This window comes from Microcoleus sp. bin48.metabat.b7b8b9.023, from assembly GCF_013299185.1.
GTDB lineage: Bacteria > Cyanobacteriota > Cyanobacteriia > Cyanobacteriales > Microcoleaceae > Microcoleus.
This window is the reverse complement of the sequence record NZ_JAAFKG010000042.1, coordinates 1-23,260: the sequence shown is the minus strand read 5'-3', so window position 1 is coordinate 23,260 and position 23,260 is coordinate 1. Positions and strand designations below refer to the sequence as shown.

General features: G+C 43.7%; 24 protein-coding genes and 1 pseudogene. 9 read left to right on the top strand and 16 right to left on the bottom strand.

Features of this window, described 5'->3' with window-relative positions:
• Positions 1-27 precede the first annotated feature (27 nt).
• Both QZW82_RS21695 and QZW82_RS21690 read right to left on the bottom strand, forming a co-directional pair.
• Positions 28-351, bottom strand: a complete 324-nt coding sequence (locus QZW82_RS21695) for a hypothetical protein (RefSeq protein ID WP_293152641.1) — start codon at positions 349-351, stop codon at positions 28-30.
• Between the two features lie 27 nt (positions 352-378).
• Positions 379-2,148 carry a GNAT family N-acetyltransferase gene (locus QZW82_RS21690; protein ID WP_293152638.1) on the bottom strand — a complete coding sequence of 590 codons (1,770 nt, stop codon included), beginning with the start codon at positions 2,146-2,148 and terminating at the stop codon, positions 379-381.
• 77 nt (positions 2,149-2,225) lie between these two features.
• On the opposite strand from QZW82_RS21690, the gene QZW82_RS21685 reads away from it, so the two are divergent.
• Complete coding sequence (locus QZW82_RS21685; protein ID WP_293152635.1) at positions 2,226-2,366, top strand: hypothetical protein; 141 nt, start codon at positions 2,226-2,228, stop codon at positions 2,364-2,366.
• A 75-nt stretch (positions 2,367-2,441) separates the two neighbouring features.
• Here QZW82_RS21685 and QZW82_RS21680 read toward each other — a convergent pair whose 3' ends face one another.
• The 4 genes from QZW82_RS21680 to QZW82_RS21665 all read right to left on the bottom strand — a co-directional run bounded on the left by QZW82_RS21680 (position 2,442) and on the right by QZW82_RS21665 (position 4,237).
• Positions 2,442-2,762 (bottom strand): TonB-dependent receptor, encoded by a 321-nt coding sequence (locus tag QZW82_RS21680; RefSeq protein WP_293152632.1) that lies wholly within the window; start codon positions 2,760-2,762, stop codon positions 2,442-2,444.
• 216 nt (positions 2,763-2,978) lie between these two features.
• The gene (locus QZW82_RS21675; protein WP_293152629.1) at positions 2,979-3,236 is read right to left on the bottom strand and encodes a hypothetical protein; all 258 of its coding nucleotides are present in this window, start codon (positions 3,234-3,236) and stop codon (positions 2,979-2,981) included.
• A 244-nt stretch (positions 3,237-3,480) separates the two neighbouring features.
• Positions 3,481-3,738 (bottom strand): hypothetical protein, encoded by a 258-nt coding sequence (locus QZW82_RS21670; RefSeq protein WP_293152626.1) that lies wholly within the window; start codon positions 3,736-3,738, stop codon positions 3,481-3,483.
• A gap of 241 nt (positions 3,739-3,979) precedes the next feature.
• Positions 3,980-4,237 (bottom strand): hypothetical protein, encoded by a 258-nt coding sequence (locus QZW82_RS21665; protein WP_293152623.1) that lies wholly within the window; start codon positions 4,235-4,237, stop codon positions 3,980-3,982.
• Between the two features lie 265 nt (positions 4,238-4,502).
• Between QZW82_RS21665 and QZW82_RS21660 the strand changes: the two genes are divergently transcribed.
• Complete coding sequence (locus tag QZW82_RS21660) at positions 4,503-4,646, top strand: hypothetical protein (RefSeq protein ID WP_293152620.1); 144 nt, start codon at positions 4,503-4,505, stop codon at positions 4,644-4,646.
• On the opposite strand, the gene QZW82_RS21655 is transcribed toward QZW82_RS21660, so the two are convergent.
• Together QZW82_RS21655 and QZW82_RS21650 are read right to left on the bottom strand one after the other, a co-directional pair.
• Positions 4,643-5,098 carry a HetP family heterocyst commitment protein gene (locus tag QZW82_RS21655; protein ID WP_293152617.1) on the bottom strand — a complete coding sequence of 152 codons (456 nt, stop codon included), beginning with the start codon at positions 5,096-5,098 and terminating at the stop codon, positions 4,643-4,645. The two genes, QZW82_RS21660 and QZW82_RS21655, sit on opposite strands and share 4 nt — an antisense overlap.
• Positions 5,099-5,531: 433 nt before the next feature.
• A complete protein-coding gene (locus QZW82_RS21650) occupies positions 5,532-7,334 on the bottom strand; it encodes an HlyD family efflux transporter periplasmic adaptor subunit (protein WP_293152614.1) in 1,803 nt (600 codons plus the stop codon).
• Positions 7,335-7,363: 29 nt separating this feature from the next.
• Here QZW82_RS21650 and QZW82_RS21645 point away from each other — a divergent pair, with 29 nt between their 5' ends.
• Positions 7,364-7,591, top strand: a complete 228-nt coding sequence (locus QZW82_RS21645; RefSeq protein WP_366665068.1) for a hypothetical protein — start codon at positions 7,364-7,366, stop codon at positions 7,589-7,591.
• Between the two features lie 89 nt (positions 7,592-7,680).
• Here the strand turns inward: QZW82_RS21645 and QZW82_RS21640 are convergent, their stop codons facing one another.
• A complete protein-coding gene (locus QZW82_RS21640; protein WP_293152611.1) occupies positions 7,681-10,881 on the bottom strand; it encodes an ABC transporter transmembrane domain-containing protein in 3,201 nt (1,066 codons plus the stop codon).
• 963 nt (positions 10,882-11,844) lie between these two features.
• Between QZW82_RS21640 and QZW82_RS21635 the strand changes: the two genes are divergently transcribed.
• The 4 genes from QZW82_RS21635 to QZW82_RS21620 all read left to right on the top strand — a co-directional run bounded on the left by QZW82_RS21635 (position 11,845) and on the right by QZW82_RS21620 (position 17,240).
• Positions 11,845-12,033, top strand: a complete 189-nt coding sequence (locus QZW82_RS21635) for a hypothetical protein (protein WP_293152608.1) — start codon at positions 11,845-11,847, stop codon at positions 12,031-12,033.
• Positions 12,034-12,580: 547 nt separating this feature from the next.
• Positions 12,581-14,530, top strand: a complete 1,950-nt coding sequence (locus QZW82_RS21630) for a long-chain fatty acid--CoA ligase (protein ID WP_293152605.1) — start codon at positions 12,581-12,583, stop codon at positions 14,528-14,530.
• A gap of 462 nt (positions 14,531-14,992) precedes the next feature.
• Positions 14,993-15,433: a YlqD family protein gene (locus QZW82_RS21625; protein ID WP_293152602.1), complete on the top strand. Its 441-nt coding sequence runs from the start codon at positions 14,993-14,995 to the stop codon at positions 15,431-15,433.
• 529 nt (positions 15,434-15,962) lie between these two features.
• Positions 15,963-17,240: a dihydrolipoamide acetyltransferase family protein gene (locus QZW82_RS21620; protein ID WP_293152775.1), complete on the top strand. Its 1,278-nt coding sequence runs from the start codon at positions 15,963-15,965 to the stop codon at positions 17,238-17,240.
• 343 nt (positions 17,241-17,583) lie between these two features.
• On the opposite strand, the gene QZW82_RS21615 is transcribed toward QZW82_RS21620, so the two are convergent.
• Together QZW82_RS21615 and QZW82_RS21610 are read right to left on the bottom strand one after the other, a co-directional pair.
• The gene (locus tag QZW82_RS21615; RefSeq protein WP_293152599.1) at positions 17,584-18,132 is read right to left on the bottom strand and encodes a hypothetical protein; all 549 of its coding nucleotides are present in this window, start codon (positions 18,130-18,132) and stop codon (positions 17,584-17,586) included.
• The gene (locus tag QZW82_RS21610) at positions 18,125-18,598 is read right to left on the bottom strand and encodes a hypothetical protein (RefSeq protein ID WP_293152596.1); all 474 of its coding nucleotides are present in this window, start codon (positions 18,596-18,598) and stop codon (positions 18,125-18,127) included. The genes QZW82_RS21615 and QZW82_RS21610 overlap by 8 nt, the downstream gene beginning before the upstream one ends.
• Before the next feature lie 180 nt (positions 18,599-18,778).
• Between QZW82_RS21610 and QZW82_RS21605 the strand changes: the two genes are divergently transcribed.
• Entirely contained in the window at positions 18,779-19,078 is a 300-nt protein-coding gene (locus QZW82_RS21605; protein ID WP_293152593.1) for a type II toxin-antitoxin system HigB family toxin, read from the top strand.
• Complete coding sequence (locus tag QZW82_RS21600) at positions 19,062-19,466, top strand: transcriptional regulator (protein WP_293152590.1); 405 nt, start codon at positions 19,062-19,064, stop codon at positions 19,464-19,466. The genes QZW82_RS21605 and QZW82_RS21600 overlap by 17 nt, the downstream gene beginning before the upstream one ends.
• Before the next feature lie 175 nt (positions 19,467-19,641).
• Here the strand turns inward: QZW82_RS21600 and QZW82_RS21595 are convergent, their stop codons facing one another.
• The 5 genes and pseudogenes from QZW82_RS21595 to QZW82_RS21575 all read right to left on the bottom strand — a co-directional run.
• Complete coding sequence (locus QZW82_RS21595; protein ID WP_293152587.1) at positions 19,642-20,223, bottom strand: Imm30 family immunity protein; 582 nt, start codon at positions 20,221-20,223, stop codon at positions 19,642-19,644.
• Between the two features lie 145 nt (positions 20,224-20,368).
• Positions 20,369-21,358, bottom strand: a complete 990-nt coding sequence (locus QZW82_RS21590; RefSeq protein WP_293152584.1) for a CBS domain-containing protein — start codon at positions 21,356-21,358, stop codon at positions 20,369-20,371.
• A 45-nt stretch (positions 21,359-21,403) separates the two neighbouring features.
• Positions 21,404-22,486 (bottom strand): CBS domain-containing protein, encoded by a 1,083-nt coding sequence (locus QZW82_RS21585; RefSeq protein ID WP_293152581.1) that lies wholly within the window; start codon positions 22,484-22,486, stop codon positions 21,404-21,406.
• On the bottom strand, positions 22,486-23,022 hold the full coding sequence (locus QZW82_RS21580) for a hypothetical protein (protein WP_293152578.1): 537 nt from the start codon (positions 23,020-23,022) through the stop codon (positions 22,486-22,488). Before QZW82_RS21580 ends, QZW82_RS21585 begins: the two co-directional genes overlap by 1 nt.
• 34 nt (positions 23,023-23,056) lie before the next feature.
• Positions 23,057-23,260, bottom strand: a pseudogene (locus tag QZW82_RS21575) (hypothetical protein); the annotation flags it as partial.

The following is a 23,260-nucleotide window of genomic DNA, read 5'->3' as shown; positions in this document are numbered from 1 at the left end:
TGAAGTCCTGACTACCAGATTTGCAAGTTAGTGTGGCAAGTCCATCGCCTTTACACTAACAGTCTCAAAAGCATAGTTTGCTCCTGTTCCAGAATGAAATTTTACTTTCACTTTATCAAAGCCTGCGTAGTAAACATCAACACCAGCTAGAGGATTAGTACCGCTCGCTATAGCTGTTCCTGTACCCCTTGCTTTCGTAACTTTACCGTGGTTGCCAAAAATAACGTCTGTAGCCGTCAAAGTGTTTCCACTATCCACTGATGCAAAAGCATCCAACGCCAATAAAGCACCACCTAAAATTAAGTCATTTTCTGAAACATTTTCGAGATAGGACAAATCAGATAGCCACATAATGCTCCTTATTTTCAAACTAAACTACTAAGCAGGTATGGGAGTTTTTTGTTCCGAAGTAATTACTGTTTTATCTTGACCTTGTTGTTGCAGCACCAGAGCCAAATTATAGTGAGCCTCTGCCAAATCTGGTTTCATAGAGATAGACTGTCGGTAGTAGGCGATCGCAGTTTTCAAATCACCCACTTGTTTGCATTTGGAGCCGAAATCATTGTTCAGTGCCGCGTAATGAGCTTGTTTCTCTGGGGAAAGCTTTCCTTGAGCGTGAAGTGCATTGGCTAAGCTCACCTCAGCTTCAACGCAATTAGGCTGTAGCTCAAGTGCTTTTTGATAACAGGCGATCGCATCTTCCCATTTGCCTTGCTGCTGTAGAGCATAGCCAAGGTTATTGTATGCAGCGATCGCATCAGGCTGCAAAACTAGGAGTTGATGATACGCTTCTATCGCCTCGGGCAACCTATCCTGAATTTGATATAAATTCCCCAAACTAAATAAAGCCTTGATAGAATTGGGTTGAATTTCCAGTAAATCTTTGAACAGATTTTCGGCAGTTTGATACTCGCCTTTTTGCCTCATCAACACCCCCAGTCCGTAAAGTGCCTCTGGGTGATTTGACTGAGCTTTCAGAATCTGACAGTATCCCTGTTCAGCTTTGGTGAGTCGGTTCGAGCGATGATCCCGAATAGCTAGCTGAAGCGCTAAAGGAATAATATTTTCAACATCCTGTTGTCTGTTATGCTTGTACTGGGCTACGATATGTTGAATCTGGCGATCTTTAGCTCCAAAAGAATACTTGTATTCCTCATTCCCCATTAAGAAGTCGTACACTTTAAAGCCATTTTGAATCGCGTATCGGATCGCATCAGCATGGAGGATCAGTCCAGGTGGAGGATTTTTAAAGGTTTGATCGCGACCCGCAATCGCAAATAGCATGGATTTTTGCGGAAAATCCATAAAATTGGCGATCGCCCCTAAAGGTCTATCTCCCTTCCACAGAACCGAAAGATACAGACAGTTATGTTCAAAACAATGATGTAAAATCAGGCGATTGTAAGCCATGACCGACTCAAAGGTATCCCCTTTTTGCTTTTTCCATCTTGCCTCCCATAAGTTGAGTAGTATCTCAATATGAGAATCCAAATTCTCTGAGTTAGCGTAGGTGATAGAAAGCTCGTCAGAACTTTCAACCTGCCTTAAAAAGCGTCTGATTTTTTGGCGGGTATTCGTACCGACATAATTTTGCAGATATTCATCCCAGTCATCTGGTAATGAAACATAAGGGGAAAGATAAAGATCTGGATCTTCTTCCTTCACACTTTTAACGCACAGTTGACTGAGATCGAAACTATCTTCTGAGAAACTACTCAAGAAGAGAGACATCCGCGTATCCGTTTCTAGAATACTTTTTACATTGAAAGTAGACCATGCTAACTGTTGCTGGATGTAAGCAGCAAAAGCAGGAACTGCCTCTTCTTCATAACCAGGCAGGCAAATAAGTCCTGTGTAATCTGCCATACTATTTCCTGCCATGCAAATTTCTGTTTCAAAGCCGCCTCCATCCTGGTGTGTTAATAAAATTTTCAGAGGAAAAAAGGCAACATAGGATGAATCAGATGGATCATCGGTATCTGGTTTTGCAGCTAATATGAACCACGGCTCATGCACCACCTCCAACCATCCAGACAACCAAATCCAGGATAAGAAAAACTGAGCTTGACAATCGGCAGCGTATACATAATCCCAATTTTCTCGGATTTTCTTAAATGTTTCAAAATCATCAATTTTCTCAATCTGCATATCATTTTATCCTTAGCAAAATATTTCGATACTTGTCGGTTAAGACTAGAGCCTCCCCAAGCATCATGAGAGGATTTATGACCATAAAGAATTGCTTGAAAGCCTCTGGCTTTGAGGGAGAAATTAAAATCAGACTATTCATTACTCCAATCATCTTCCTTCTAGGTAGAGGTCGCTCTCCCATGGTCAACTGTCAACTGTCAACTGTCAACTGTTGAAAAGTATCTTGTACAACATCAAATTCTCAGTATCGATCGCCTTCTGATTGGATGAGACTATTAACGCCAAAAAAATTAACGCCCAAAAAACGAAATAGAAGTGCTGCGAAATGTAGATGAAGCAGTTTGGTCTCCATTTGTTCCATAGGCTGTGCCTGTTGCCTTGGCTCTACTAAACTGAAGACTACCAAAGTCTTGAACCGTTGTGTTGGCTCCAGTATTTGTATAAGTATCATCACCAGTGGCAAATGCACCTACAACAGCGATGGCATATCCAGGCCCTGCTTCTGTTGTGCCGTATGTACTAGCGGAAACTTTGCGACCACCTACTACAATGCTACTTTCGTCAATCGGTTCTAAATAACTTAAGTCTGAGATGATTAATGAATTTTTCATGGGTATCTCACCAGAAGTTTTCAGCAAACTAAATTAATTTCAAATGACTTTAAATAGTCATTTGAAAAAGAGACTAACAAACTCTGTCTAGATCGGTTGATTTCTGGCTGTTTTCAAGAATTGCTATATCGACTTAATCTACTCGGTTATTAAATTTTGTTTTGTTTGGACTGAGTGGATGAAGTCGATATAGCCAGACAATTCAACAACCAAGGATTAGTTAGTAGCAGCGATCGAAACGCTATTAGAAGACCACGGATAGACTGTAGCGAAAGTTTGGGTCAAACTATCTTTGCCGTAAGCATCAGCTTCAGCAGTCGCAAGATTGCCCTCGACATAGGTCTTCGAGAAAACATCTTTCTTGATGGAAAAATACTCAGAGAAATAGATCTTGCTATAATCTTTTCCCAAGTTGAATCCACCAACAACAGAAGATTCAGCAGTTTCCAAGTAGTTCAGGTCAGAAATGATCATGGCTTTTATCCTTTTTGTTTGTGAGTTAATTGCCAGCAGCAACCTGTGCTTGTCCTGTCTGTATTTAATATAGCTGAGTGATTCAGACCTGTGTTGCCATTTTGGCAGATTGATTTTGACTTTCTAACTTGCCAAATCAAATTATTCATGGAATAGAAAGCAATGAAAATAGAGGGCAGTATCAGCTAAGACGCCCTCTATTTTTGCGGTTAATTTCATTCTCGATCCATTCAACTGCCAAGGATTAGTTAGTAGCAGCGATCGAGACGCTATTAGAAGACCACGGATAGACTGTAGCGAAAGTTTGGGTCAAACTATCTTTGCCGTAAGCATCAGCTTCAGCAGTCGCAAGATTGCCCTCGACATAGGTCTTCGACACAACATCTTTCTTGATGGAAAAATACTCAGAGAAATAGATCTTGCTAAAGTCATAGCCTCGGTTGAATCCACCAACAACAGAAGTTTCAGCAGTTTCCAAGTAGTTGAGGTCAGAAATAATCATGGCTTTTGTCCTTTTTGTTTGTGAGTTAATTGCTCGCAGCAACCTGCGCTTGTTCTGTATTTAATATAGCTAGATGATTCAGACCTGTGTTGCCATTTTGGCAGATTAATTTTGACTTTCTAACTCACCAAATAAAGTTGACTGCGGGGATGGATAGCCATGAGAATAGAGGACATCATCAGCTAAGACGCCCTCTATTTTTGCAGTTAATTTCATTATCGAAGCATTCAACTGCCAAGGATTAGTTAGTGGCAGCGATCGAGACGCTATTAGAAGAGTATGGAGTGACAGTAGCGAAGGTTTGGGTCAAAGTATCTGAACCATAAGCATCAGCTTCAGCAGTAGCCAAATTACCTTTTACATAGGTCTTCGACAGAACATCCTTCTTGATGGAAAAATACTCGGAGAAATAGATCTTGCTAAAGTCATAGCCTCGGTTGAATCCACCAACAACAGAAGTTTCAGCAGTTTCCAAGTAGTTGAGGTCAGAAATGATCATGGCTTTTATCCTTTTTGTTTGTGAGTTGATCGCTCGCAGCAACCTGTGGTTGTTCTGTATTTAATATAGCTTGGTGATTCAGACCTGTGTTGCCATTTTGGCAGATTAATTTTGACTCGAACCACCAACAAAAAAAGTAGACAACTCCATCAATCTGAGTAGGGCGGGCATGGCTCACTCATGGAAATAATGGGTTATTTTTGATTAAAAAAGACTATAAGTCCACAATAGCTGAAATCTGGTTTCTGAGTATAAAGTAATTAATTTGGCTAATGTTGCCATTTTGGCAGATTTATCTGAAGCGCGGATGTTGGCTACTGAAAAACCCGATCGCCCGCCGCTCCTTCCACCAAAAAAACAGGTACACTCAAGGCTAGCGATCGGGCGATCGGGCGATCGACTAAATTAATTGCCCGCCAAATTAAACCAGCGCGCCTTAAATCCTGCAAAAAATCCTTGATTTGGAACATCAACCGCCGGCGCCAAGATATTGGAACCTTCGCCGCCGACTTGGGCGACAAAACCTGCGGTATCTGAGTGCAACTCGCTAACAGCCTCAATTACACAACCACCTCGAACTCCGGCTCGTTTTTCCCTCACGACTTCCACATAATCTAAATCCGCAATTTTGCTAAGCGGCGGCTGAGTTTCCGATTTTCTCATTTGGGTATTTTCCTTGAGCAAGCGGTTAGAAGTGCGGTAGGGGATATAGTCGAGAGGGTTGTAACCCGTGCACCGCAAAAGTAAAAAACAAGCCCAAGAATACTTTCCTGCCAGAATCGCTGAAATTATCTCATCCAATTGTTCGGGTTTAATTCCAATTTGGGAATGATTGGCAGAATGGTTAAATTGCGAATTCATCGTTTTATCCTATTTTGCGTAAATTAATTGACTGTGGACTGCGGTTTGTAGTGAGGACTTTAGTCCGCAGAAAGAAGGACTGAAGTCCTCACTACAAACCTGTGGACTGCGGTTTGTAGTGAGGACTTTAGTCCGCAGAAAGAAGGACTGAAGTCCTCACTACAAACCTGTAAGTTAACTGACTGTGGACTGCGGTTTGTAGTGAGGACTTTAGTCCGCAGAAAGAAGGACTGAAGTCCTCACTACAAACCTGTAAGTTAACTGACTGTGGACTGCGGTTTGTAGTGAGGACTTTAGTCCGCAGAAAGAAGGACTGAAGTCCTCACTACAAACCTGTAAGTTAACTGACTGTGGACTGCGGTTTGTAGTGAGGACTTTAGTCCGCAGAAAGAAGGACTGAAGTCCTCACTACAAACCTGTTTTTGAGGAATTCCTACAAACTCATGCCGCCTTTTTGTAGTTGCTTGAGCGGATCGAGCAAAATGTCGGCTATGCTGCGCTGGCGGATGACAATTTCCGCCGTGGCTGTCTGGCCCGCTTTGAGTTTCCAGGTTTGATTGTTGGCTTTCACTGAGTCTCGATCGATACTCACTTCCACCCGGTAAACAACACCCAATCGCTCGTCGGTTTTGGCATCTGGCGAAATCGATACAACTTTTCCCGGCATCACGCCATAATTTTGATAGGGAAAAGCATCGAATTTGACTTGTACCGGCATTCCGATTTTGACAAATCCCGCTTCTCGGTTCGGTAAACTGACTTCGAGCACTAGCGGAGCCTGATTGGGGGTCATTTCTGCAATAGTTTGGCCCGGTTGCACGACTTCGCCGGTGTTGTGAATGTTGAGGGCGGAAATTACTCCGCTGACTGGTGCGTAGAGAAATCTTTGTTTGAGCTTGTTTTTGGCTTGAGCGAGCAGGGTTTGGGTTTCGGCAATTTTGGATTTGATTTGGTTTAATTCCATTTCCAACTGCTGAATTTTTTGCTGTTTTTCTAACTGCATTTGGCGCGCTGCTGCTTGTTTGCTGTCGGCTTCGGCTTGCAGTCGATCGACTTCTGCGAGTTGTTCGGCTAATTGGCCTTGCATTTTGTCGATCGAACTGGCGCGATCGCGCAAACCTTGCTCGACTTCAAACAGCCTTTCCTTAACCTGAGTCGCCTCAGACAGTTGACTCCTGATCGCAGCACTTTGTCTGTCGCGCACGGTTTGCTCGACCTCAAATACTCGATCGTCAGCCTGAGTTTTTTCCCCCAACTGGCTTCTAATGACGGCATTTTGGCTTTCCCGCAGAGCATCTTCAGCTTGAAATAGTACATCTTTGGATAGGGCTCCCTCATCTACCAAAGGTTTGAGCCGCCCGATCCGCTCTTTGTGGGCTGCCACTTTTGCTTGCAGTTGTGCTAGCAAATCTTGACTTTTATTTTGCAGTGGCTTCACGCGATCGCGCCTCGCCTCTTGAGAAGTGATATCTGTTTTCAGTTGCGACAACAGATTTTGTGCCTGCTTTTCCAGAGGTTTGATCTGTTCCTGCCGCGCTTTCTGAGAGACTACATCTGCTTGCAATTGCTCGATTTGAGACTGCGTGGTGGCTGCTGAAGCGCGAGATCTGTCGATCGCAGCTTGAGCCCCCCGTTTGTCGGCAGCAGCAATAGCTTGGCTCGCCTGAGCTTCCAGTCGAGTTCTCTCGATCGAACTAATTTGCTGCACCAATTGAATCTGATAAGCATCCAGAATTTTATCTAGACGCTCCACCTCGCTCGAAGCATTTTCCGGGTCTAATTCCGCCAATAACTGTCCAGTTTTGACCTTTTGACCTTCTTTAATCGCGAGGTTAATAATTTTTCCCGGCTCCGTCGGATGAATTTTGTAAACATCACCTTTGGGAACTAATTTGCCTTGAGCGTGACCGACTTGATCTATTTTTCCCAAAGTTGCCCACGCTACAAAAGCTATGGAAAATACCAGACCTCCTAAGATCAACTGCTGAGGAAAAGATACTGGCGGTTGGTCTAGTACCGAGTGCAAAGAAGTAGACCAATTATCAGCCTCAGGCTGCCGGAACTTCGCCGGATAGATATAGTCATTAGTTTTAGAAGAGCGATTTTGAGATTCAACTACTTCTAAAGAGCGGTCTGTTTTTCTGGCTTCGTTTTCTTGCCTTAAAGCTACGCCGCCATAGACTTCAGCTATCTCATCAGGATCGGCGCATATTTTTTGGGCGTCTTCTGAAAGCATGATATTTACTCCAAATTAGGAATTGGGAATTGGGCATTGGGCATTGGGCATTGGGCATTGGGAGTTGGGAATTGGGCATTGGTAATTGGGAATTGGGCATTGGGAATTGGGAATTGGGCATTGGTAATTGGGAATTGGGCATTGGGAGTTGGGAATTGGGCATTGGGAATTGGGAATTGGGCATTGGGAATTGGGAATTGGGCATTGGTAATTGGGAATTGGGCATTGGTAATTGGGAATTGGGAATTAATTGGTAATTGGTAATTGCTTCCAATGACTGTCAACTGTCAACTGACAACTGTCAACTGTCAACTGTCAACTGTCAACTGTCAACTGTCAACTGACTTTAAAGATCGAGTTGTTGTTGAGCAAGGTGATAGTAGAGTCCACGTTCAGCCATCAATTGGTCGTGGTTGCCTTGTTCGGCTAAAATGCCTTTGTCTAGAACCAAAATGCGATCGGCATTGCGTACTGTAGACAACCTGTGAGCGATTACAAACACAGTGCGATCGCGACTGATGCGAGCCAGATTTTGCTGGAACCTGCGCTCAGACTCGGTATCCAGCGAAGAAGTTGCTTCGTCCAAAATCAAAACTCGCGGATCGCCCAACAGAGCACGGGCGATCGCAATTCGCTGGCGCTGGCCCCCAGACAAACTCGTGCCCCTCTCCCCCACAGGAGTTTGATAACCAAGCGGCATATCTTGAATAAAAGCGTGAGCTTCTGCTAGCTTTGCCACTTCGATCGCCTCTTCCAAGGTTGCAGAATCACCAAAGGTTCCTTCTTCGCCATGACTGGCGGGGGTTTCCAAATTTTTGTACAGCGTGATATTTTCCAAAATCGTTCCCGAAAACAAGAAACAATCCTGAGGGACAACACCCAACTGCACTCGCAGCGACTGCAAAGAAATGTGGCGAATATCGTGGCCGTCGATCGTCAGCCGCCCTTTTTCTGGATAATAGAAACCTTGCAGCAGCTTCACCAAAGTGCTCTTACCGGAACCGCTGCGGCCGACAATTGCCACAGTTTCTCCAGCTTGCACCTCAAAGCAAAGATTTTGCAGCGTATTGCGTTCCTCATCCTGAGCATAGCGGAAAGAAACATTGTCAAATTTGATGGTTCCGTGAATGCGAGGCAGCACCAGCATTGGTTTGTAAGGGCTTTCTTCAGGTTCTGCCGAGAATACATCATCCAAACGCTCGATCGATACCAAAACTTCTTGAAACTCATCCCAAAGTCCCACCACCGAAAGCACAGGAGAAATCACACTGCCAATCATCATATTAAAAGCCACAAATTGACCGATCGTCAATTGGTCTTGAATCACCAGCATGGCCCCGTACCACAACAAAGCCGTGCTACCCAAAGTATTAATCCCGCCCCCAACTACCTGCAAAGAGTTCGCCAACTTCTGGCCCCGAAATTTAGCATTAATCATGCAAGTTAATTGATCTTCCCAGCGCCAGCGCATTTCGCGATCGGCAGCAGTTGCCTTAATCGTCGCCACTCCAGTAATCATTTCCACCAAAGAGGAATTTTGCTTGGCACCTTCGTTAAAAACCTCCCGCGACACTTGGCGCAGAAACGGAGTTGCCACCAAAGTCAAAATCACGATCGGCGGAATCAAAGCCAGCACCAAAAAAGCCAGACGCCAGTTATAGTAAAACATCAGTCCGATGTAAACCACAGCCATCAAAGCATCCAACCAAGCCGTAATTGCTTGGCGAGTCAAAAACGACTGAATTTTTTGATTTTCCTGAACCCGCGTCAAGATGTCGCCCACCTGACGAGATTCAAAGAATTTGATCGGCAAACTGAGAGTGTGACTGATAAACCCGCTAATTAAAGTCAGGTCAATGCGGTTGGACAAGTAATCCAGCAAATACTGTCTCGTTGCCCCCAAGAGCGATCGCCAAACACTAAACATCAGCAGTCCGATCGCGAAAACGTGCAGAGTAACGATGCTTTTGCTGACAACTACTTGGTCGAGAATTACCTGAGTAAACAGGGGAGTAACGATCCCAAACAGTTGGATCAACAAAGAGATTACCAAAATTTGGGCGATCGTAGCGCGGTAGGGCCAGATTATGCCCAGAAAATTCTTAACTTTGATACCTTTATGTTCGGCACTGTGATTGCGGTATAGTTCCGCTGTCGGGTCTAAAATTAGGGCGTAACCAGTCCAACTGTCGGTAAAATCTTTAAGACTCATCCACCGCTTGCCCGCCGCCGGATCGGCAACTAAAACCTGTTGATTTTTAAAGCGGTAAACTGCAACGTAGTGATTGCCTTGCCAGTGAGCTATCCAGGGATTTTGATTGCGGAGCGGAGTTAAAGAAGCTCGCACGGGACGGGTTTGAAACCCCATTCTTTCCGCTGCCTTTGCCAGACTCTTGAGAGACGCGCCACTGCGGCCGATTTCTGCCAATTCGCGCAAGTAATTCAGGCTGAATTTCTTACCCCAATATTCGCTAATCATCGCCAAGCAGGTAGCTCCACAATCTGCTGTACTCTGTTGTTGAATGAATGGGTGTCCGCTGCTCAACCATCTGCGCCGCTTGGGTTTTGGGAAACTGATGATTCCGGATGCCGATTTGGGAGACTCGACTGCGGTTAGTTTTGACGGCTCAGCTTTTGAGGTAGACGAAGCATCTTTTGGCGCACTTACTAAGGTTAAAGTCGGAGGTTTGCGGATAATTTTGGGACGGGCATTGCTGTCGGAACCAATTGTGGCTTTTGCCATTTCCCACTGTTTTGAGCGGATCTGGTAAATTAGCAAGTCTGTTGCTGCTTTCCAGTCGTTCGGTACATCTGAATGTCCCCAGTGACTCCCAATAATTGGCGGTGCTTGACCTTGAATTTTACCGCTGCGGAGCCAAAAATGATTGGTGGTTTTTTGGCAGTGTTCCACGAGGGAAACTCCGGCCGCAATTCGGGTTTCTTCTAGAGAAGGAAGTAAGTGCGGCCACAGAAGTTGTTGTTGGTGGGATTTTAGCGATCGCAAATCTGTTTGCGTCTTGAAAAAAATTAACTGCTGGATCTGTTGGAATTCTTGCTGCAAGTGCTGTTGCAGTTGGGGGAATTCCTCTATAACAAGCTGTAATTTGGCTGCATTTATGCAAGCGAGTTGGCAAGTGCCGGCCGCAATTGCTCTGTAAGGCAGTCCGCTGGCAATAAATACGTCGTCTGTCCCAAATACTGCTCCGAGTTCCAGTACCGTCACCGAAACTTCTTGCTGTTGAGAGGCTTCTATTGCTAGCAGCCTGACTCTTCCCTGGCAGACTAAATAAAAATTGCGTGAAGCGAAGCTATCCCGTAGGGAATCGCTCTGTGTTTGTTCAACTAAATTCTTGGTATTATCCGGGGTTTGATATTGGGTGATTTCATCTCCGAGTTGAAACTCGCAAATTTCACAGGCTGTATTTAATTTGGCAATTAATGTCGGTTCGGGACTGATTTCCTCCAAGAGTTTCTCAAGAGCTGGAACTGTTGGCAATGAGGCTTGGGAGCGCTCGAAGTAATTTTGTACCCCTAAACTTTTTTTCATAGCTTTCCCTGTTAAATTTTTGTGTCAATTTTATTGACAGATAATTAACCAGACTGGGCCGATCTTTTATTTTTTAGTTCCACCTAGGAGGCTGAAAAATGCTTCTTGAGTTTTGCGGCGAAAACCTCATATTCCAACATTTTTGGCAACTTTTGAGATGTCGGAATTCGGTGTTTTTTTAGAAAGTGCTGTGATTGCGTAAGTATTGTTTTCGCTGGTTCCAATCATAACTTACAAAATGGCTCGTATGGCTACAGTTATAGGGTCATCTTTACACAATCTTTATAAATCACCCGTATTGTCGCGGAGTATTGTGAAGATTCTGTGAAGTAAAGCCCAGCAGGCTTCCGCCCTGCATCCGTAAATACACGGAGACAGCTTAATTAAATATTAAAACATTTCAATTCTCTATAAGTTGTGCATTCCAGAAGGATTGATGTAAAGAAATGTTGCTAATTTGTAGCAGGAATTCCAGGAATTAATTGAGAATTGAGTAGGCGTATTTAACGGGATTCAATCAAAGAATTTGGAGTTTCCTTTTAGTGGGAAACTCATCGCCCACAGGCGTATCAACTTTGCAGCGGACAAGCCCGGTTTTTTACTAAAATTTCACGCGAGCGGGCGATCGCAAATAAACGCAGTGGTAGTTTATCAAGCGATCGCTTTTTCTTGACTTTAAAACAATATATATCTGAAGAGACTTGACAATATTTTTTAAATGTGTGTTTTAAATTTCAAAATTCTTTAAAACTAGCTATTTGCCCGATCGCCCTTAAATCGCATACAGTCATATAATCCAGACTATAATATCACTTTGATATAAATGCTTGAATTATCAGCCCTAGGGCTGCTAAAGCGGCAACCCTTGCACGGCTATCGGCTAAAACAACAACAGTTACTCTTATCAGAAATTTGGGTTTAAAACCCCGCCCTTCAAGGACGGCTTTCTGCTAAAGAATCAAGTTGCTCGAACACCGCTTGAGAGTCTGTTACCTGCGCCAAGACTATCTAGAGAGCCAACAAGCTGAACAGGAAAATCCTGTTGACTCGTATCAAGCAGCATCCTGGGAAAGGTGTACAGACACCATCCAGCTAGAAATCCAGTGGTTGACAGAGCAACTAGCCCGAGAGCAAAGTGCGATCGGTTTGTAGTGCGGACTTCAGTCCGCAGTTTGAGAGCGGACTTCAGTCCGCACTACGAACTGCACTACGAACCGCGTTTGTTATGGCAATCCAGCGGACATGATATGACTCCCCAACCTCCCCTGAATTCGCATACTCCCTGAAAAAATCCTTCCAACGGAGCCATTCAACTGAGTCATAAGGAGGATTTATAGTCCTTCGTGCACGTGATAAATTTCGAGAACACTTCAACAGTATGTTTAGTTTCAGGACTCAAATCGGCTTTTTGGCGACACCAATCAGCAAATGTTTTGTTTGCCGATCGCACTTCTGCACCATTCACAGACAGTGTGTTTCCAGATAACCCTACGATCGCACAACAAGTAACTACTATCAACCTTGATAAAATCCTGTGTTTCTGTCGAAATATAAATCTCATCATCTAATATCCCTAATTTTCTAAATAGACAACGGCAGGTTGACAAACTGTCACCACACTGCCACGAAGGTCTAAAATAACTCTGATATTAAACTTGTACCCAATAACTTTATCTTTCAAAACCCCCGAAAATACCCTATGAACCACTCCGCACCGGGCGCCGCCTCCCAAATGAGCGACATTGAACTCGCCAACCTCAGCCGCACGATCGACTATAGTGGCATTCGATCGATACCTGAAATTTGGGCGATCGTCAAACAGCGATTTCCCCAAACCGTCGCCCTCCACGATCCCCACACGACACCGGAAATTAAACTCACCTATACCGACCTCTACCAACAAATCCAGCAATTCGCCAGCGGATTGCAGGCCCTCGGCATCAATCCAAACCCAACAGACACAATCCCTCCCCGCGTCGCCCTCTTCGCCGACAACAGTCCCCGGTGGCTGATAGCCGATCAAGGTATCATGACTGCTGGGGCCGCCAACGCCGTTAGAGGCGCCACCGCCGATCCCGAAGAACTCCTTTACATCATCCAAGACAGCGGCAGTACCGCTTTAGTAGTCGAAAATCTGGCATTACTCAAAAAACTGCAAGCGCGCCTCCCCGATTTGCCGATCGAACTTATCGTCCTCCTCTCCGACGAAGAACCAGAAACCAGCCTCACCCTAACCACAGTCAAATTTTCCCAAGTCATGGCCACAGGCGCCAACCGCCCCTTCAAACCCGCCAACCACAACCACCAAACCCTCGCCACCCTCCTCTACACCAGCGGCACCACCGGCAAACCCAAAGGCGTCATGCTGACTCACGGGAACCTGCTGCACCAACTCACCACCTTCGGCACAATTTTGCAACCCGAACCGGGCGAATCAGCCCTCAGCATCCTGCCCAGTTGGCACGCCTACGAACGCACAGTCGAATACTTCTTGCTTTCCCAAGGATGCACGCAAATTTACACCAATATTCGCTATTTCAAACAAGACTTTAAAACTTGCAAGCCCCAGTACATGGTGAGCGTTCCGCGCATCTGGGAATCGATTTACGAGGCTGTACAAAAGCAATTTAGAGAACAGCCACCCAAAAAACAAAAATTGGTGAATTTCCTGTTATCTGCCAGCCAGCAATACATTGAAGCCCGCCGCATTTTTCAAGGTTTAACTCTCAATTTGAAACCTGCTTCTGATTCGGAAAAACTGATCGCCCGCATCAAAAGTATTCTGTTATCTCCCGTCCACGCGATCGCCGAAAAACTCGTTTATCAAAAAGTCCGGGAAGCTACCGGAGGCCGTTTTAAGTGGGCAATTAGCGGCGGCGGTTCTTTGGCCGCGCATTTAGACAATTTCTTTGAAATCGCGAATATCGGTTTGTTGGTGGGATACGGTTTAACTGAAACTTCTCCGGTTTTAACAGTCCGCCGCCCTTGGCACAATCTTAAAGGTTCTGCCGGACAGCCGATCGCCCATACTGAAATTAAAATAGTTGACCCCGAAACTAAACAGCAACTGCCAACAGGCCAGCGCGGTTTAGTTTTGGGACGCGGGCCGCAAATCATGCAGGGCTACTATCTCAATCCGCAAGCTACCGCCAAAGCCATTGACTCCGAAGGCTGGTTCGATACCGGCGATTTGGGTTGGCTGACACTGGGAAACGATTTAATTTTGACTGGGCGGGCAAAAGATACGATCGTCCTCAGCAACGGCGAAAATATCGAACCCCAGCCGATCGAAGATGCCTGCGTCCGCAGCCCCTACATCGACCAAATTATGGTAGTAGGTCAAGACCAAAAGTCGATCGGCGCCTTAATTGTCCCCAATTCAGAAGCCGTGCAGAAATGGGCAGAAACTCAGAATCCGCCAATACACGAAATTGACTGGAATAGCAAGAAAATTCAAGACTTATTCCGTCAAGAATTGAACCGGGAGGTGCAAAATCGCCCCGGATACCGCGCGGACGATCGCATCGGCCCATTCCGGTTGATTCAGGAGCCATTTTCGATGGAAAATGGAATGTTGACCCAGACCCTGAAAATTAAGCGCCCGGTTGTGACGGAACACTACCGCGATATGATTGACGGGATGTTTTGAAATATTCGGAGGACTTGGGGAATGGAGAAGAAAAAATTATCCCTACACCCAAGTCCCGATTGGTGTCAACTTAAGCCTCAAAACCTTTGTATCTCTAGTTTATAGCAGAGGCAAGATCCCCTAAATCCTTCTTAATAAGGGGGACTTTGAGAAGATTCTTATCCCCTGTATCTCTCGTTTATAGCAGAGGCCCGATCCCCCTAAATCCCCCTTAGGTCGGGGGACTTTGAGAAGATTCTTATCCCCCCCTTCTGAAGGGGAGTAGGGGTCGAGTAGGGGGCAAGAATTCGGGGCGATCTTGCCTGAATCGCCAGACATAAGACTGATAATAGGTTTGACGTTCAGTTGACACCAACACCCGAGTCCCGATTCCTGAGTCCTGAGTCATTAGGAAATATTTACCAACTAATGACTAATGACTAATAACTAATGCCTAATTCGCAATTGACAAGCAACAAATTTATGGAACCACAATTACTCTTGAAGCGATCGATTAATGTAAAAGTCGTCGTTACTCCCCGCTGGAAAGAAGAAGCTCAACAGCAACTCCAAGCCCAAATCAATCAAATAGATTCTCAGCTACAACAGCTAGAAATGCAAGGGCAGCGGATGGTTTCAGAAATCCAAAAGCAAAGCCTGCAACCCCCCGGGCCGCAAGTAATGCAGCAAATAGAAAACATTCAAGTGCAGGTGAATCAAAGAAAGAGCGAACTGCTAGAACAGAAAAACCAAAACCTGCAACAGCTTCAGCAAGTGCAGGTGCTAGACCTCGAACAAGAAGTGAGTCAAGGTCAAATTGACGGCACGTTCACCGTCGGGGTGGGAGAAAACTTGATTCAAAAAATGCAAGTAGAAGTTCTGCTCCGCGACGGCATAGTCGAAGAAATTCGAGGTGATATTTAGAAATTAGAAATTGGTAATTGGTAATTGCTAATTGGTAGATAATTTTGAGTTGATAGTCGCACATCTTCGGACTAGAGGCTGGCATAATAATGATTGTTGCCGATTGCCGAGCGCCAATTATCAATCGCCAAACCAACTGTTGTGCATTGAACTTGTATCTTGGGAGCGGGGAGAATGCCATTTTTGTCAACAACAGGCTAAAACCAGGTCTAAATCAGGGTTATAGCCGAGACTCGATCCCCCTAAATCCCCCTTAAGAAGGGGGACTTTGAAGGCTATTGTACCCATCTCTCGCCGCTCCCTCTTCCCAAGGGAAGACGCAAGAATGCTCTTGTCCCCCCCTTATTAAGGGGGGTTAGGGGGGATCGAAACTAGACTAAAAGCGACCTCGATCCTAGGTTTAAGCCTGTTGTTGACACAAATGGCTCTCCTGCCCACCCCACAAAAGTTTAACTGTTTTCGATCGTGCAACTTAAATGCCTCCAAGCTTACCGATCGCCAATTACCAACTCACAAGGAATTTTTACAGATGATTCGCGAAGTTTTCATGCCAGCCCTGAGCTCTACCATGACAGAGGGCAAAATTGTTTCCTGGGTCAAATCGGCTGGGGACAAAGTAGAAAAGGGCGAAACGGTAGTCGTAGTTGAATCCGACAAAGCCGACATGGATGTCGAGTCTTTCTACGAAGGCTATCTAGCAATAATTATTGTACCAGCAGGCGAAGTTGCCCCAGTAGGAGCTGCGATCGCCCTAGTAGCAGAAACAGAAGCCGAAATCGCAGAAGCCCAGAAACAAGGAGCCGGCGCCCCAGCAGCCGCAGCCCCAGCCCCAGCAGCCCCCGTTCCTGTCGCAGCTACAGCATCAGTGGGTTTGCAGCAAAACGTCAGCCGCCAAAACGGGCGCAGCGTCGTTTCTCCTCGCGCTCGCAAATTAGCCAAAGAGTTTAAAGTAGATTTAAATTCCATCAAAGGCAGCGGCCCCAACGGTCGGATTGTTGCAGAAGATGTGGAAGCAGCCGCCGGTAAAGCCCAACCAGCCCCGATTCAGCAACCAGTAACAGTCCCCGCAGCACCTGCACCCGCACCCGCAGCAGCCAAACCCGCACCCGCACCAATTCCAGCGGTAGCGCTTTCCGGTAACAGAGTACCGATGAATGCGCTGCAAAATGCGGTAGTTCGCAATATGGAAGCAAGTTTGAGCGTGCCCTGTTTCCGCGTCGGCTATACAATTACTACTGACAATCTCGACAAACTCTACAAACAAATTAAGTCAAAAGGCGTCACGATGACGGCTATGCTGGCAAAAGCAGTAGCAGTAACTTTACAAAAACATCCCCTGCTGAATGCTTGTTATGTGGAGTCGGGAATTCAACACCGTTCGGATATTAATGTGGCGGTAGCGGTGGCGATGGACGGCGGCGGTTTGATTACACCGGTGTTGCAAAATGCCGATCGTCTGGACATCTATTCTCTCTCCCGCAGTTGGAAAGATTTAGTCGATCGCTCTCGCGCCAAACAGCTAAAACCCGACGAATACAGCACGGGAACTTTCACTCTTTCCAATTTGGGAATGTATGGAGTAGATAAGTTTGACGCGATTTTGCCGCCGAATCAAGGCTCGATTTTGGCGATCGGCTCTTCGCGGCCGCAAGTCGTAGCTAACGAGGAAGGTTTGATGGGAGTGAAGCGGCAAATGCAGGTAAATATTACCTGCGATCACCGAATTATTTACGGTGCAGACGCTGCGTCTTTCTTGCAAGATTTAGCCAAATTGATCGAGACGAATCCTCAGTCTTTGACACTTTAGTATGGGCGGGGGCGGGTTTATGAGATTGTAGATTATTGGCAATTATTGTTAGTGAACCCGCCCCTACAACATTTAAAATCATACAATACCGATGCAGCTCAAAAATCGATATTATATCAAATCCCCAATTCATCCGAATTCTTCCTCTCTCTTCTCTTCCTCTGCGTTCTCTGTGTCCTCTGCGGTTAAATAATTCCGAGTGGAAGTTTACTCACTAATACGATAGGAATCTGTTAAGTTTCTAGAATCTTTGTATGTTAAGGGCGATTTAGTAAAATAGCGATCGCGCTTTTGGACATTAAGGGCGATCGCTCTTTTGGACATTAAGGGCGATCGCACTTAATTAACAAATAGCCGAAGCAGGCGCAATTTCGCGGAGTGGCATCAGGAATTCTTGCTTTTCATCGGCGGTGATGTAGCCACCATTTACAGCCATTTCCATGAGTTGTTCGACAAATCCCTTTAACTCTGTTATAACTTTAGTTTTATTCAGTTCAAAGTGTTGATTTCTGGATTTTAGGGTAAACTGATTTGGAGATAAATATCCAAACTCTTTGAAATTACAGCTAATTTTATCGTTGGTTAAGGGCTGCAATTCAAGAGTAAGACACACACTTTCAACAAATTCTATTTTGATGGGTTTGCCTTGAGATAACTCACTGAGTTTTTTGGGGAGTTCATCTTCTAGGAGCATACAGATATCGGGGTCGAAAAACACTTTGACTTTTTGTTCACCGATTTCTATTGAAACTGGGCGATCGCATTCAAAGCAAAATAGTTTCAGCCCTAATTCAAAATGCGAAATTTCTCCTAATGAGTCCTCTGGTGGAGCGGCATATTTTTCGCCATTAGGTGCTTCTAGGTGGATTGTAAAATTGCTATAGTTATTCATCTTCTTCGCTCCTTTCTAATGAGGACAGCGTAGCATCATTGAGAACAGGATAAGCAGATTTGAATGTTCCATCTGGTTTCCTTCTAATAAAAGCATGGGTAACATTTTCAATTATTGTCCCATCGGGATAGTGAACTTTCCCAATAGAACGCTTAAAATTTATAATGTAACAACCGGGATATTTCGGTGTCACTTGTTCAGCTTTTACCCAGTCTTGAGCATTTAGCCACTGACCTTGAGGCTGATTTTTAGATGCAGCCCTGCCTCTAAAATTAAGGGGTTTCAGTTTTGGGCCATGATGGCGATCGATATGATCGTAGGCTTTGATGGATTTTGGATTATGCCACTGAGGTTCTACTCCACTGCCTGTCCAGTTACAACCACTTCCTACTTCAATCGTTTGCTCTATTATATCTTGTTCTATAACTTCTGGACTGTCTTCAGAAGTATCTCTGCCATTATTCAAAATAATTGGTTTAGTTCTAGATGGTATGCGATTGATGATTATACCATTAACTAATTTCAGGAGGGCGATTCCCTACGGGATAGCTACGCTTCACGTACTTTTGGACATTAAGGGCGATCGCACTTGACGAAAGAAATTAGTTGAGCTAAACTGAAATTTAGTTTAAATTGCTTATAGTAGATGCACATAATCAGCTACCGACGGGTGCGTGAATACAGCGAAACTCATGCTGATTGCGGGGAAGCTTTGGATAACTGGTTTAAAATTACTAGCAAGGCTAAATGGTCTAACTTAATTGAGGTACAATCTGTTTTTCCTAAAGCCGAAGCTGTTGGAGGATTTACGGTTTTTAATATCAAAGGTAATAATTATCGATTAATAGTTAGTATTGATTATGAAAGCCAATTAGTTTATATCAAATATATTCTCACCCATGCTGAGTATGATAAGGAGAAATGGAAAAATGACCCTTACTTTTAATCCAGATAAATACAAAGAGTTATTGTCTCAGTATCAGCCAAAAATAATTAGAAACGAAGCGGATAATGAGAAAGCTCTGGCTATGGTGGAAGAGTTGATGCACCAGCGCGATCGCACTCCTGAAGAAAATGAGTTATATGAATTACTGATTGCATTGATTGAAAAATTTGAGCAAGAATACTACGCACCAGCAGCCACAGCTACGCCTCGTTCAATACTGCTGTTTTTGATGGAACAAAGAGATTTACAACCTGCGGATTTGGTACCCGTTATGGGATCTGAAACAAGAGTGTCTGAAGTGGTTAATGGCGAGGGAGATATTGGTAAGGAGTTGGCATTGATTCTGGGGAGTTTTTTTCATGTAGAGCCGAGTTTGTTCTGTAATTAATATGATGCCCGATCGGTAGATAGTGATTGCTGTAGGGGCGGGTTCACCAACAATATCTAACAAGTACCAAAAATCTGAATAAACCCGCCCCCACCCAACAGTAAATCGCAAACTACCTCTTTATTGATATAGTTATTCATCAGGGGCGATCGCTCCTTTCTAATGGCGAGAGGCTTTATTTAATAGGTTTAATTTCGGCTATTGGGCGATCGTCTTGCAAGAGTACCAAGATATTCCCATCTTGGATGAGTTTAAGAAAGCTCGACAGATCCCTCTGAATTTCATCAATATTAATGTCGATCGCAGTTGCGCCGGAAATAACTGACTCAGCATGGGAAGATAAAGGAGGGGATTCATTAGCAACTATGTCGCGCAGCAAATGCGTACATAAATCCCGATTTTGAGAATGGGTAGAATGTAACATCTGGCTATATAAACTTCGGGCTAAATCCTGATTGAGAATCCCATAAAGTAGAATCATTGTCCATTCTTTAGCATTCACAATCATCCGGTCTATGCTATCAATAAACGCCTGCAACTGGTCTTTTAGCTCAAAAGACTCCAGAAAATGAATGAGACCATACATGACTTCATGTTGTTCGCATCTGTCATCGAAAACTAGATAAAGTGCTGGCAAATATTCGGTGTTAGGATGTAGGGCAAGTTCGGCTAAAGCGAAGTCAAAACTCATTACTTCCTCATCAGATCGCATAAATTTATTAGCATTTAATGTTTCTATTAATTGAGTAACGTTCATCTTATGTCTCCCACTTTATCAAAAGTACCCAACCATGCCACTGAAAAAGGCTTCACTATTTTAATTAAATCATGGAAGATTACTTTGGGTGAATGGAAGGGCGATCGCACTTTTGGACATTAAGGGCGATCGCACTTTACTATACTTAATTATTTCCAGGTTTTTGGTTGTTCAATCCGTCTATGAACTCTAACAGCTTTCTGAATATATCCACATAGCTGATGATACCTGCCATTGTAAATTGTTCGCCTTCATAGTCTCCAACTAAAATGGCGGTTGGTCTTTCATGCCCATCTACAAATTTACCGATTAAGGTTTTTATTGGGCAATTTGGCTCCACTGTGTTTTTATCGGATACTTTGGTCATCATTTGACCTAGAGGATAATCACACAAATCCTCAAAAAGAAGTTGATGCTCTAGAGTTGCAACAGCGACATCATCTACAATACCTATCACTATGTTTCCATCTTGTAATGTGGTGATAGGTATGTGTGTAAACAAACCATCGTCGAAAGTAAACATTGCATCTTGTAGGCACTCAATTTGAGTATGCGTGACGACTTGTGATGTCAATATATCATTCGCTGTTCTCCCGTTTAAAAATCCATCGATTCCTGTCCCTTTGCGTATTATTCTAAGAACATCCACATAGGAAAGAGTTCCCACAACTCGCTCGACACCATCTAAGATAACCAGGGTTCGATTTCGGCGATGATTTTCATCCCTACGAATTAATTGTTTAATGGCATCTTCTAAAGTTTCAGTTTGTAAAAAAACAGGAGGTTTAAAATCGAGAATAGAGTCAAAAACTTCTCCGACAGTTTTTTTACCCATCTCCTTATTAGCATTATGAAGCTGAGTCATGTCGAAACCTTTCTGAGTCAGATACTCTATCGGTAGTTTAGTGTTTCGAGGTGTTAGAACTTTGGCAACATCAACCAGACTCACTACTCCTACCAGTGTCTTCGCATCTAAAACTGGCATCGTTCTGATTTTAAAGCACTTCATTAGACCAGTTAAGTGAGCAATCGTATTAGTGGTTTTTACGGTTTTCACTTTCCCTGAATCTCCCAGACCTTGCAAGATTTGATTGAGCTGTTTTTTCAGACGTTCATTAAAGTATTCTTCGGGCATTTTTTGGATCTCCTGTGATTTTTTAGTTAGATACTTCAAGAACAGTTATTTTACAAACTGTAGGATAGTTCTTGGCGTTATAACCATTTTGGGAATTTGGCTGTCGGAACTATCCATAAGAACAGAAACTTCTGTGTCTGATTCCAGAATTTTCTTAATAACGTCCTTGATATTATCGGTAGGTTGAACGAGATGTAAGCTACTTAGTGGCTGCATAATGTCTCCTAAAAGTGTATTCATTAAGTGGTAGTACATCGGATGTGCTAAAATACTAATTTGCTCTCTATTCAGCAGTCCTAAAATATTTTTGTCGGCATCGCATATTAGGATGTGTTCTATAGGCAAATAATTGATTGCATAGAGCGCAGATTCTAATGTATCCTCTGGCAGTAATGTATATAGCTGATCCAGAGATGTTTTTGTTGAGGACATCTTCTCTAAAAGGTTTTCTACTTTTGATTCATCCAACAAGCGATCATTTCTAAGATATTCTAAAATTCCTTGGCAAGTAACTACACCTACAATTGTTCTATCGTCATTCAAAATGGGTATAAAACTCTGGTCATCCGGTGCTCTATAAAGTTTACAAAACTCATCCAAAGCATAGTCAACTTGTTTCCTTCTTTGCAAAATAAAATAATTTTTATCTAGACTAAAGACTTCACCGATTGTTTTTTTTCCTTGATCCAAAATCAACTCAGTGGCTTGACCTGTTTTGATCGTTTTATGTCTGTATTTAAAAGGCACATTTTGTAATTGAGGCGTAAATTCAAGGGAAACTGATAAACTACTCACAATTCCTAAAAATTTACCCTCATCATCCGTAACGATAAGATCGCTTGGATTCAGTAATGTTACTAAAGAAAGTGCCTGTGCCAAGGTATCCGAAACCTTAATGGTACAAAAGTCATCACTGATAACTTTTGCGTCTTCAAAGCTAGTGGTTAATAAATCAGGATTGTGCAACATTTTTAGCCTTTTTAGCCTTTCAAAAATAGGTGGCAGGTTTGCAGTAGATTCTAAGGTAATTGTTTCTTCCGAGCATTGTTTGATATCGCTGGGAGTCTTTATGAAAGTTTCTAAGCTTTCCAAAAACTCTTGTATTAAAGCTTTAAGTGTGTTAAACATTACCTTCCAGTTTCAGACAAAATCTGTAAAAGTTTTATTAAATCTTTGGGGTCGCTGATATCTGCATAATCAGCACCGTCTTGATCGTTCCCTTTTAGAAAGCCGATCAAATGACTGTCTGACAAAAACCTTTTACATTCTGGATATTTACTCAACGCTTCTTTCGCAGCTTCAGTGCTCTGGCTACGAGCATTTATTATTTCTTTGAGATGCCCAATTAAATGATAATTTTTGGTGGGCAAGGCATCATAAAGTTCGGGGAAATTCATTTGAATTAAAAGAATTTTTGCAAGTTGAGGAATTCTATTTGCATCAGCGACCTTAAGTGATATAGCTAGACTTCTAATTAACGCCCAGGCAATAACAAACTGTTTAGTTTTACGAAAATTTCCTTTTGTTGCTGCCAAAATCATCTTCCACATTCTATCGTCTATGGGATAGTCTTTGCAAGCGACTAACTCGTTTAGTTCATTCTGTAAAACTTGCGTCACTTGATTGGAATTCTTTTCTGGCAAAAAGAAATTAAGCTGAATCATTTTTTCGTATCGGCTCAATAAGTAGGGGTAGCAGTTAATCTGGCTGCCAAGACAATCCCAACGGATAAAGAGCAGATTTTTCGCGAATAATAGTGGACAGAGAGGGAATAACTCCAAGTTGAGAAATTCGGTCGCGCACATAATCAAAAAAACTGATTCCCAACTGACGTGTAGTAGCAACAAGAGACATAAAAGTATCCCATGCCTGAGTACCCTCAATAGTTTGAGTTGCATAACT